Source organism: Vibrio sp. VPAP30, assembly GCF_001188205.1.
In the GTDB taxonomy this organism is placed as follows: Bacteria; Pseudomonadota; Gammaproteobacteria; order Enterobacterales; family Vibrionaceae; genus Vibrio; species Vibrio bivalvicida.
Window position 1 is genome coordinate 80,306 of record NZ_LBLS01000013.1, and the last position, 12,111, is coordinate 92,416.

Genomic DNA, 12,111 nt, shown 5'->3' on the forward strand with positions numbered 1-12,111 from the left:
GGTTTGTTGTTTTTACGTTCAATTAAGCCTAACTAAAGGCTTCTGCTGTGACTCTGTCTTTACCATTTGTCTTTGACTGATACATCAAATGATCAGCATCAGATAGGGATTGATTCAGGTCTGTATTTGGGTAGTAGGCGCAGCCCAAACTCACGGTCACGCTTCGCTCTTCATCTTCACGTAGTTTAACCTTACGAATTTCACTGCATATTTTTTGAGCAGCGACTACGGATTGCTCATAGCTTGTACCACTTAGTACAACAGCAAACTCTTCCCCACCAATCCTACCAATCAAGTGATCATCTGAAAGGGCTCGTCTCGCGGCATGGGCAACGCTCTTGATCACAAGGTCTCCGGCTTGATGGCCATAGTTATCATTGATGCGTTTGAAATCATCGATATCAAAAATCATCACCGCAATCTCACCTCCACCCTTAAGCCTTTTTTGAAATTCGATAACAAAGTGGCGTCGATTACTCAACTCGGTGAGCTGATCTGTTTCAGAGAGCTTTTTCAGTTCTGCATTGGCTTGTTCAAGCGCTTTTGTTCTCACCTTGACCGTTAAATTTAGTGCCACTATGTAGCAAAATGTCGCGCCCCCAATAATCAACGCCGCAACTGGGAGTAAATAATCCGGATAAACCGTATTGACATACATCCAACGATTGAAGATTTGCTGTTTATTGCTATTGCCAAAATCATTGATTCCACGGGTTATTTGTTGTTGCAGTGTTGTATTACCTTCTCGAACAGCGGCTCTTAGATCGCCCGAGTAAAAATGCCTAACGCCGACAAACCGTTGCGGTTCGTCACTACTAAATAGATAAAAGTTCGCAACTTGTAGATCCGCGACAAACGCCTCTAGTTCGCCATTAAATGCCGCCTGTATCATCAGTTGGTTGTTTGAGTAACTGATTAAATTTAGATTAGGGAAATGCCGTCGAGTAAATTCTTCTTCATAGCCACCAGCAACCACACCAACTTTATGTTGGTGGTCACCTAGCATAAATTCATCAAGGTTGGTGCCAATTAATACCTGGCTGATATACAGCTGAGTATCAATGGAGAGTATTTCTGGAGCGTAATCCAAGTAGCTATCACGTTGTTCAGACCAGAGTAGGCCGGCATGAATGTCAGCTTGTCCATCTCTGACTGCATCAAGAGAAGCCTGCCAGTCAACGAGCAGAAACTCAATTTCGACATTGTTCTTGCGACCATATTCAAGCCAATAGTCGATTAAAATACCTTCGGGCTCGCCCTTATGATTAAGAAATGAAAAGGGTTTCCAAGCCTTTGAGTTTGCAATAATAAGCTTGTCCGTCTGCTCGGCTTTCACCCAACAAGAAACCAGCAAAACCAATAGGCTTACGAAGATTCGAAACACGCTTATCCCTAAAAAAATAAGCTCAATAAAACCATTATTGAGCTATATGATACTAATATATTAGGTGTAGATGATACTTCGATCAAATGATGTTGCTAAGGCTTAAGAGTGAGACATCACTCAATAAGTAATCGCTACGCGATCTGAAAACGACTCATCTCCCCATTGAGTTCGTCAACCTGTCCTCGAACTTGATTTGAAACCTCAGACGAAGACTGCGATATCTCTGCGACACCTTCCACTGACTGAATGACTTTATTCATTAATGATTGAATTTCATCAGTCGCCTGAGACTGCTGTTGTGCAGAGCTTAGCAATTCTTGCATCTGTTGATTAAGCTCGTCGATTTGATGCGTTGTCGAACTTAACTTTCCATAGGCTTGTTCAGTATGCTTAGCCCCTTCTTCGGCTAAAGACTTACTTTTATCGATCTCCCCCACTACGGCTGCTGTCGACGATTGAATCGCATTCACTATGTTGTTTATTTCAGTAGTCGACTCTGTGGTTCTTGTCGCAAGCAAGCGAACTTCGTCTGCGACAACTGCAAAACCTCGCCCGTACTCACCGGCTCGCGCGGCTTCAATCGCAGCATTTAGAGCAAGTAAATTGGTCTGTTCGGCTAAGCCTTCTATAACCTCTGTCACCCGACCGATCGCTTCACTCTCTTTACTTAGCGCATCGACCTGTTCACTGGCTTTTTCAATCGTAGCGTGGAGTAAACCAACGGTATTTTTGTTGAGGTCTAGCGCTTGAGAACCCAATTCGATTTGCGCTTGAGATTCTAATAGCTTACTCGCCGATTGTTCCGCTTGCGTTGCGGTATCGGTCGCGGAATGGCTCACATCCGTTACTTGATGCCCTACGAGTTCCATCGTGGACTTCTGACTTTCAACCTGCTGCACTGTTTTGGCATTCGCACCAAGCAGAGCATTCATACTGTCACTGACGGTTGAAGCCTTATTGCTGACACCTTTAACGATGGCTGCTAGCTCATCATTCATCTTATTGATTGAGCCGGTCAAACTTGCCAACTCATCGCTCCCTTCGATTGATAGCGCAACCTGTGATACATCACCATTGGCGATAGATTCAGCACGTTGAGAGATCGTTTTAACTCGGCGACCAATACTCTTACCCATAAAGTGTGCAGTTGTCGCAGCAACTATCAAAACAATGGCAATGGACGCAACCAACAACGAAATAACATTGGTCACGGAGCTGAAAATCCCCTGACCACTTTGGTCTGCAATCGCCTGCTGTTGGTCAATGAGTGAGTCTAAATTCGAATTAAGCGCCGTCACTGCTGGAACCAGTTCATCAGCCATCTTTTGGTTGGCTATATTCCAGTCGCTCGAGCGTCGTAGCTCAACCACTTGATCCGCCAATGGAAAATAGAGCTGTTGCATCTCTTTGAATAGATCCCATAAACCTTGATCACTACTTGATAGTAAGGAAACCTTGGATTCGATCTCTTGAACAGATTTAGCGTGAGACTTTAAAAAGTCCTGATACTTGTCCAGGTGTTCCTGTTTGCCATATAGAAGAAAGTCACGCATAGAAGAGAGCGCGTTGGCAAGAGAGGTATAACTGTCTGCATAGAGCCTGAACAAGCGTTTTCGCTCACCTCCCTCTTTGTTGCCCGCTTCATCATTAATTAGGCCTTGAAGCTGATCAAGCGCCACTTCAGCGATAGGAGCCGCTTCATTAATAAACAAAGAGTGGGCAGGAAGGTTGTCATCACTATGGCTAAGTTCAGCGATTTCATTTAATGATTGTGTCACTAACATCCACTGAGAGAGGATCTGTTGATAGCTTTCTTGCGCCAATAATGGCTCTAGAGTAGGTAAAGACTCATCAACTTTTAGAATTGATTGGTCCAGCTTCGCTTTTTCGCTTTCACCTGTCACTTCATTTCCTCCAAGTAGCATGTAAGCTCTAAGCGAGGAAACAGTAGCGTGAATTGATTGTTGAATAGAACGCCCTGCATCAACAGTGGGGAGATCCCGATTTAATAGCGACGCGGTATGTGTTTCAACGGTAATTAAGCTGCGATATATAAACAACGCAGAAACGATAAAAAGTACTGCAAGCGACAGAAAACTCAGCTGTAACTTCCCTGATATCGTGAGTTTCATCCTTTAACTCCTATAATTTATCAACCCTTACTATAGCGTTTTGGACATTATTGTTAAATATATGTGTTGGGTTATTTAAAACTTTTGTATTAGAAGGCTAGTCGGCAATCAAGTAATACCTTCATTCAATATCCCTTTGCAGCCCTTAAGTTAACAACAAGTAGAGCGCCGGATGACACTCTACCTGGCAATTGGGGTTAGTTAATAGTCGATATATCGGCTTGTATCGTCACACCTCGAGTATTGCCATGCCCTTTCGCGAGAATGAAATACCAGCCGACCGGTGGTGAGTCGATCCTCAAGTATTTTTGGTTGCCTTCATTGCTTGAGGAGAATGCAAACTGGTTTGGGGTTGGCCAATAAGGAGCGACGAACAAGTCTGTATTACCCTCTCCATGCTGAGTACGCAGTTCCAATTTGGAGTTAGCCTTTGGAATCTGCACCCAAAAGTACGCATAGTCCCCCCCAATACAGACAGGGATTGCACTTTTTAGTTCCTGCACGCTACTCTCTGGTTGAGATAGGCATTGATCCACAATTGGTGTGGGTTCCTCTGTATACTCTTTTTGCGCGCTGTGTGACCCCATTGCGATAGAGACTCCCTGATAGGCTTGCTGTGCAATGACGCTGACATAGTGACGGCCTTTGTTCGCCGTGATAACCAAAACTTGCTCGGTTCCCTTCCCTGTTGATTGAGCGAAAGCGTTCGCTGGCGACGCCCAATCTTGTGAGTGATAGTAAAGCTTAATTTCGCCCTGCCCGTCACGAGTGCTGACGTAAACCGTCGTGTTATCTTTTTCTACATCAAAATAAAAGTGTTGGCTAATACCAGAGATGCACTCTCCTTGATCCTGTTTAAGCTCTCCTCCCGATTGAATTGTGTCCCCTTCACGACACTTTTTCGGCAGATAAAGTGGTACCCCCTGGTAATTGACCGCGCGTAACTGCAGACCATCAGGGTCAAGCTCTTCAGGTTGAGGTATCCATTGTTTTAGGCAATCGGCCTGTTTGACACAAGGGTCCGTCAGAGCCTTAAGAAAGTTGACTAAGTCATCTTTAGACTGCTGGGTAAGGTTAAGCTTTTGTAAAACTGGCGCTCCATCTGAGATTTCATCATCGATGATCTTAGCCGCCTCATCGGTATGATGACGAGTATCAGGAAATAGAGACTGACAGTTTTCTAAGTCTTTGAACTGCGGTTGTAAACACCATCCTTGATTGTCAATATATTGGTCGAGAATACTGTGATAATCATCATAGTGTTCTATAACTTCCTCTAACGTATCGTAATTTCCAGCATGACCAAAAGGTCCTGTTACCTCTATATTGAGCAAAGTGCCAGACCTAAAGCTGTAAATATCACTTTCACTATCATTACGATGCATACGACCAAGATCACTGGTTTCAGTTCCACTTTGTCCAGTACCCGGACCTATCTGTGGAAAGGCCAAGCTATGATAGTTTGAGTCTTTGGTTTGGGCAAAGTTGTCGGTATTGTGACAACCAATACATTGGGTGGGAAGAAATTCTGGTTCGTTACCCCCATCAGAAGGAGGTGGTGGCATAAACAGATAGAGGTAAGCGCCACGTTTTTGCGATGTCGTCAGCGCCGACTTATCTCCTTTTACATAGCGTTTCCAAGGATTTTCAGTAAAGTTCATCGATTGCTGATATGACGAAAGTGCTTTGGAAATATTTGCAAAAGTGACCAGTTCTCGTGGATCTCCAGTTTGACCATAAGCTGCTGTAAACAGCTCGAGCCACTGATTATTGAACAACTCTCCTTGACCGTTATCATAATCACCAATCCTTGCAGCCAAATGGGTGCGCACTGCTTGATTAGATTCACCGACCATAAAGTCAAAGCCTCGCATCTCACTTTCGGTAATAGAAGGAAACCTTGCTTGCGCCGAAAGTAGCGTGTCCCCTGCATTGGGATCAGCTTCTCCATACGCGACATCAGGTGTGCTGATACCAAGACTAGGGTTTAGCCAATCAACAAATTCAACTCTAGCATCACGAAATAAGCTTCTCTTATATAGCCCGGCATTGAACACTGTTGGCGCATTTCGAGGCACGTAAAACTGACCAGTGCTTGTTCGTCGCCCTGGGCCTAGCAAATCTGGTTGTTCTGCTAAGGTCCCAACGGGAAGCGATAGGCCATCCCCCCCTCCTAGATAGGGGTGGTGGCAACTGGCACAGGCAACGTCCTTGTTGCCGCTCAATGCCTTGCTAAAAAAGAGCAATTTACCAAGCTTAACTTCATCTGACTTTATGTCGGGAATGTCCAACCCCGTGTTTGGATCACCGGTAAGCTTATGCTGGGAAATCAGTTTACTAAGTTCGCTATCCAGATCATCTGGTATGGGTATGGCCAACGCCTGTGTTGAAATAGATAAAACAAATGTCAGTATCGAAAAATAATAGGTGGCTTTCATCATCCAATTCCTTTGCACACCAGCAAGGTGTCATGTGTGTGAGTTACATCTATCCCGATAAAACTCATGGAGCACTCCACATTATGTGGGAGCCGAAAGTTAGGCACCTGATGCCCAACTGAGATCGATAGAAGCCAAGTTTAAAGTAGCGACGGTTAACGCAGGGTTAACACCTTTTTAACAAACCACACCTACAACCTTACAGAATCACTGATAGACACCTAGAACCAAAGCAGTACTTAAGAACAATGAATATTATTTGAAACAAAGTGATCACAAATTTTTCGTGCAACATTAGTGAATACTAAACTTTTGACAAAGTTAGCCTCCCAGCGCGTTTTGGTTCTCAGTCAGAAAAACATTCACTTCTTGAATAGTGATTCACTATTTAAGAATAACCACCATTTAGTCTAAAAATGTTGCATTATGCGTCATGTTTTACTGGTCATTTAGTAATCACACAGTTTTATATATTTGCCAACACGGCCAAATATCCGACTAATTTACTAAGATACTAGCGATCATTTACTTCAACTATAATCAGTAACCTAGTGAATAAGTTCAAAATGACTGCATAAAGTTAGTAAAAATCAGAATTGTTTGCTGGATCATATTTTCCGCCAAAGATGTTGCTTACGTATTTATAAAATGAATAATAGCAATCGTTACATAAATGTAACAAAACACAGCATCATATAAATATTATTCATATAAACACCTATTAACAGGCAGGAAAAGCATGACAAAGCGTATTTCGCTAGCCATTTTGGCGAGTCTATTTGCAGGTAGCGCTGCAGCATCCAATTTGGATGACAAAATCAACGAAGTCGTTGCACCTATCGTCAACCCTTTTGTAGGAATGATCTTTTCGACTATTCCGTTCCCTTTTACTGACGTACAGGTACCATGGATTGTTCTTTGGTTAGTTGTTGCAGCTAGCTTTTTTACTTTCTATTTAGGCTTCATTAACGTGCGTGGTTTCAAGCATGCAGTTCAACTGGTATCGGGGAAATTCTCTGATCCAAAAGCAAAAGCAGACGGTGAGGTTTCTCACTTCCAAGCTCTTACCACTGCCCTTTCAGGCACAGTGGGTTTGGGTAACATCGCTGGTGTGGCAGTCGCTGTGTCTATCGGTGGTGCCGGTGCGACATTCTGGATGATTCTTGCGGGCTTGCTTGGTATGTCGAGCAAATTTGTAGAATGTGCACTCGGTGTAAAATACCGCAATACCAACCCAGATGGCTCAGTATCCGGTGGCCCAATGTACTACCTGAGCAAAGGTCTGGCCCAGCGTGGTAATGCTGCATTTGGTCGTACACTAGCTGTTCTATTCTCTGTATTCGCCATTGGTGGCTCTCTTGGTGGCGGTAACATGTTCCAGGCGAACCAAGCGTTCAAACAAGTTGTTGGCGTAACAGGCGGTGATGCGTCATTCTTCGCTGACAAGGGTTGGTTATTTGGTTTAATCCTAGCGGTTATTGTAGGTATCGTTATTATCGGTGGTATCAAGTCTATTGCGAAGGTAACCGAGAAAGTGGTTCCTTTCATGGCAACGATCTACGTTGGTGCCGCTCTTATTATCATCCTAATGAACTTTGACCGTATTGATGATGCTTTCAGCGCCATCTTTAACGGTGCGTTCACAGGTGAAGGTATTGCGGGTGGTGTCATCGGTGTGCTTATCCAAGGTTTCAAGCGTGCTGCGTTTTCGAACGAGGCGGGTGTTGGTTCAGCGGCAATTGCTCACGCAGCAGTTAAAACTAAAGAACCGATGTCTGAAGGCTTTGTATCTCTTCTAGAACCGTTCATCGATACTGTAGTTATTTGTACCATGACAGCACTGGTTATCATCATTACAGGTTACCTAGATACAGACACTGGCCTGGCAGGTGTTGAACTAACCTCAGCGGCATTTGGTAGTGCAATTAGCTGGTTCCCTTACATTCTGGCGATTGCCGTTGTTCTGTTCGCTTTCTCGACCATGATCTCTTGGTCATACTACGGTCTGAAAGCATGGACTTACCTATTCGGTGAAAGCAAAACCGCTGAACTTATCTTTAAGGTGAAATTCTGTATCTTCGTTGTGATTGGTGCAGCCATGAACCTAGGCCCAGTTATCGACTTCTCTGACGCAATGATCTTCGCTATGGCGCTTGTGAATATCGTCGGTCTATACATCCTAGTACCAGAAGTTAAGCGTGACTTAGCAGATTACCTAGAGCGCTTTAACGCTGGCAAGGTGTACAAAGTACAACAAGAAACTAAACTTACTGAACAACCCGAGTAAACCACTCGTTGGAGTCAGTCATAAACAGCAGGCTTAGGTCTGCTGTTTTATTATCTGATAGCCGCTTATTTAAACATTTTTCCGCTCTAAACTAGCAAACCAATATTCCACTAAGCCTTCATTCAAAAGTATAAATCTCTAGTTTTTAACAAACGCTTTGAACATATCTGACATTTTTCTCCTCTTGTTTGCCGACTGTAAGCTCAGCTTTACTCATACATCCCGCTCCAAACAGGCGAAATTTAACATTTTGGTTACACTTATCTTTAAGCGTAATAACTGAAATTGATCTCTGGTTTATCTTAAGTTCGCAGCTTAAAAGAGCGTAACGGCTCCAAACCTCAGCAGGTTGTTTTAGTTTACGAAAATAAGTTGTATGAAATTTAGGTATCTATCTTGGCTCTAAGTACCGAAACATGGTTGCAGAGTCAAAACACGTTTCTCTTAGGTGCGATCCACTTATGGGAACATAGAGGAGATAGTAATGAATGTTCAGACACTACCCATGTTGCGCTTTATTGACCACCAAGGTGTGTCGCTAAATCAATTGCCAGCATGGGCAGACTTAACAACCTTGACCGCCTTTTATAAGGATATGGTTCTCACCCGTACGTATGACAACAAAGCGGTTGCCTTGCAACGAACAGGGAAACTGGGCACCTACCCCTCTCACTTGGGATCTGAAGCTTACGGCGTCGCTATTGGCCACGCCATGCATCCACGTGATGTGTTTATTCCCTATTACCGCGATATGCCCGCCATGTGGGTTCGTGGCATCCCTATGGAAAAAAATCTCCAATACTGGGGCGGTGACGAACGAGGCAGTGACTTTCATGTCACACCGACCAACGGTGAACCACCTGAGCATTGTCGAGACTTACCTTTCTGCGTGCCTATCGCGACCCAATGTACTCATGCGGTTGGCGTGGCATCAGCGCTCAAAATTGAAAACCAACATCATGCCGCTTTAGTCACTTGTGGGGATGGTGCGACATCGAAAGGGGATTTCCTAGAGAGCATTAACTGCGCAGGGACCTGGAACTTGCCATTAGTGTTTGTGGTGAATAACAATCAATGGGCAATCTCTGTGCCAAGAACACTTCAATCCGCCGCTGAGTTTTTATCTGACAAAGCGAAAGGCGCTGGCATTCATGGCGTGACCGTCGATGGCAACGATGTGGTCGCTGTCTATGACACCGTACTTGCAGCTTTGGATAGAGCAAGAAAAGGCAAAGGGCCAACCCTAATTGAAGCTGTCAGCTATAGGCTCAGTGACCATACAACCGCTGATGATGCAAGCCGCTATCGTAGTGACGATGAGCTCAACCAAGCGTGGCAGTTCGAACCTATCAAACGGTTAAAAACCTTCTTAATCAATCAAGGCGCTTGGAGCGACGCTCAAGAAGAAACTTGGCTGTTAGCGTGTAAAGAGCAAGTCGAGATTGCCGTTGACCACTACATGAACCTTCCACCACAGGCGCCGGAAAGTGCATTTGATTATCTTTATGAACACGCTCCTGCTGAGTTAAACCAGCAGCGAGACATACTGATCAACAAAGCAATGCGAATGCAAGGAGGCAAACATGGCTGAGTTGACGTTAGTAGAAGCAGTCAACCTTGCACTGCATCATGAAATGAACAAGGACCAAAGCGTGATTGTTCTTGGTGAAGATGTTGGCGATAACGGTGGTGTATTCCGAGCTACCGTAGGGCTAAAAGAGAAGTTTGGCTTAAGAAGAGTGATCGACTCTCCTCTCGCAGAAGCGCTGATTGGCGGGGTTGCTGTCGGGATGGCAAGCCAAGGTTTACGTCCCGTAGCTGAGTTTCAATTTCAAGGCTTTGTATTTCCTGCAATGGAACATTTAATGTGCCACGCTGCAAGAATGCGCAACCGAACTCGTGGACGATTAACCTGCCCTGCAGTGTTTAGAGCGCCTTTTGGTGGCGGCATTCACGCACCAGAGCATCACTCTGAAAGTGTTGAAGCTCTATTTGCACATACTGCTGGCTTTAAGGTCGTAATTCCCTCTTCCCCTCAAAGAGCTTATGGACTGCTTCTCGCTTCGATTCGTAGCAATGACCCTGTCATGTTCTTTGAGCCTAAACGTATTTACCGCACCGTTAAATCTGAAGTTGTGGATAGCGGAGAAGCCCTTCCACTCGATACCTGCTTTACCTTACGAAAAGGGCGAGACATTACTTTGGTGACATGGGGGGCCTGCGTTGTTGAGTCATTGCAAGCCGCTCAAACACTCTCCACTCAAGGAATTGAAGCTGAAGTCATTGATTTGGCCTCGATCAAACCAATAGATATGGACACGATACTTAAATCATTGGAAAAAACCGGTCGATTGCTGGTCGTTCATGAAGCAAGTCGTACTTGTGGCGTAGGCGCTGAAATTCTCGCCCGAACTGCCGAACACGCCATGTGTCTACTGAAAGCTCCGCCACGGAGAATCACTGGAATGGATACCATAATGCCTTATTACCGCAATGAAGATTACTTCATGATTCAAGAGCAAGATATCGTGCTAGCTGCGCGAGAATTGGTGGAGGGTTGGAAATGAAAAGCTTCTTATTACCTGACCTAGGCGAAGGATTAGCCGAGTCTGAAATCGTTGAATGGCACATTAGCGTCGGCGACTCTGTCGAGCTCGATCAAGTTGTCTTAACCGTAGAAACCGCCAAAGCTGTGGTTGAAGTCCCTGCTCCCTACTCTGGTGTCGTCGTCAGTCGGCATGGCGAGGCAGGCGATGTAATCAATATTGGTGCTCTACTACTAGAAATAGAAGAGCAACCTGAGCTGGTCGGCTCGACGGTGAGTCAAGCAAAACAACAAGATGCCGCAACTGTCGTGGGTAACGTTTCGCAAGCGGCTCATCATGTCGATGTCGATGATTTTTGGATTGGGAGCACACATAACCCTTCCGCTGATGAACTCATTACAGCACTTCCCTCAGCTCGACTCCTAGCCAAAAAACTCGGTGTAGAACTCAAGACTGTCAAAGGAACGGGCCCTAACGGCATGATCAACGATAGTGATATTTACAACGAGGCTCGCAAACAAAGCCCGGGGACTGAAGTGCTCAAAGGTGCGCGCAGAACCATGGTGTCAACCATGTCGGAGTCTCATCATCATGTTGCTGCTGTCACCATAACTGAGGAAGCAAACTTAGGCGACTGGCTAGCGAACGAAGATATCTCTGGTCGACTGATTAAAGCGGTCGTTTACGCCTGTCAGGAAGAACCCGCGCTCAATGCTTGGTTTGATGCCGAAACGATGACCCGCTGCGTACATAGTAGGGTCAATATCGGCATTGCCGTTGACAGTAGCCACGGACTCTATGTTCCAGTACTTAAACACGCAGATGAATTTGAAGGCAATCAAGTTCGTCAATGGCTTGATGACACCGTCAAAGGCATTAGAGAACGTAAAATCGGTCGAGAAAGCCTACAAAATGCAACTATTACACTCTCTAATTTTGGTGCAATAGCAGGTATCTTCGCCACTCCGGTTGTTTCTCCACCGCAAGTTGCCATCGTGGGAGCAGGCCGCATTATTGAACGTGTAGTGATGAAAGGTGACAAACCAATATCGGTCAAAGTCATGCCACTATCTATCACGTTCGACCACCGAGCTTGTACTGGCGGTGAGGCTGCAAGGTTTACTAAGAAGCTTGTCGAACACTTGCAGAAACCCAAAGGTTAGTTTGGCCTACACTTCTGAGCGCGACTTTCATCGTCGTGCTCTCTACTCACTATAAACCAAATCACACCACCATCGACTTGTCCCGCCCCCTAGGGACATCTAAACTTTTGTTAGTTGAAAAACAACAGCTATGATTATGGATATCGACCTCTGGGAGT

Annotated in this window: 7 protein-coding genes; 4 read left to right on the top strand and 3 right to left on the bottom strand. The window is 45.0% G+C overall.

Features of this window, described 5'->3' with window-relative positions:
- Nucleotides 1–28: 28 nt before the first annotated feature.
- The 3 genes from ZX61_RS02260 to ZX61_RS02270 form a co-directional block, all read right to left on the bottom strand.
- A complete protein-coding gene (locus tag ZX61_RS02260) occupies nt 29–1,384 on the bottom strand; it encodes a sensor domain-containing diguanylate cyclase (RefSeq protein WP_049843093.1) in 1,356 nt (451 codons plus the stop codon).
- A gap of 134 nt (nt 1,385–1,518) precedes the next feature.
- Nucleotides 1,519–3,519 carry a HAMP domain-containing methyl-accepting chemotaxis protein gene (locus ZX61_RS02265; protein ID WP_049843094.1) on the bottom strand — a complete coding sequence of 667 codons (2,001 nt, stop codon included), beginning with the start codon at nt 3,517–3,519 and terminating at the stop codon, nt 1,519–1,521.
- A 197-nt stretch (nt 3,520–3,716) separates the two neighbouring features.
- The gene (locus ZX61_RS02270; RefSeq protein ID WP_049843095.1) at nt 3,717–5,957 is read right to left on the bottom strand and encodes a cytochrome c peroxidase; all 2,241 of its coding nucleotides are present in this window, start codon (nt 5,955–5,957) and stop codon (nt 3,717–3,719) included.
- Nucleotides 5,958–6,696: 739 nt separating this feature from the next.
- Here ZX61_RS02270 and ZX61_RS02275 point away from each other — a divergent pair.
- The 4 genes from ZX61_RS02275 (at nt 6,697) to ZX61_RS02290 (ending at nt 11,953) form a co-directional block, all read left to right on the top strand.
- Nucleotides 6,697–8,244 carry an alanine/glycine:cation symporter family protein gene (locus ZX61_RS02275; protein WP_049843096.1) on the top strand — a complete coding sequence of 516 codons (1,548 nt, stop codon included), beginning with the start codon at nt 6,697–6,699 and terminating at the stop codon, nt 8,242–8,244.
- Nucleotides 8,245–8,728: 484 nt separating this feature from the next.
- Nucleotides 8,729–9,835, top strand: coding sequence for a pyruvate dehydrogenase (acetyl-transferring) E1 component subunit alpha (gene pdhA, locus ZX61_RS02280; RefSeq protein WP_049843097.1), 1,107 nt, complete (start codon nt 8,729–8,731; stop codon nt 9,833–9,835).
- Nucleotides 9,828–10,811 carry an alpha-ketoacid dehydrogenase subunit beta gene (locus tag ZX61_RS02285; protein ID WP_049843098.1) on the top strand — a complete coding sequence of 328 codons (984 nt, stop codon included), beginning with the start codon at nt 9,828–9,830 and terminating at the stop codon, nt 10,809–10,811. The genes pdhA and ZX61_RS02285 overlap by 8 nt, the downstream gene beginning before the upstream one ends.
- A complete protein-coding gene (locus ZX61_RS02290; RefSeq protein ID WP_049843099.1) occupies nt 10,808–11,953 on the top strand; it encodes a dihydrolipoamide acetyltransferase family protein in 1,146 nt (381 codons plus the stop codon). Before ZX61_RS02285 ends, ZX61_RS02290 begins: the two co-directional genes overlap by 4 nt.
- The last annotated feature ends 158 nt before the right edge of the window (nt 11,954–12,111 follow it).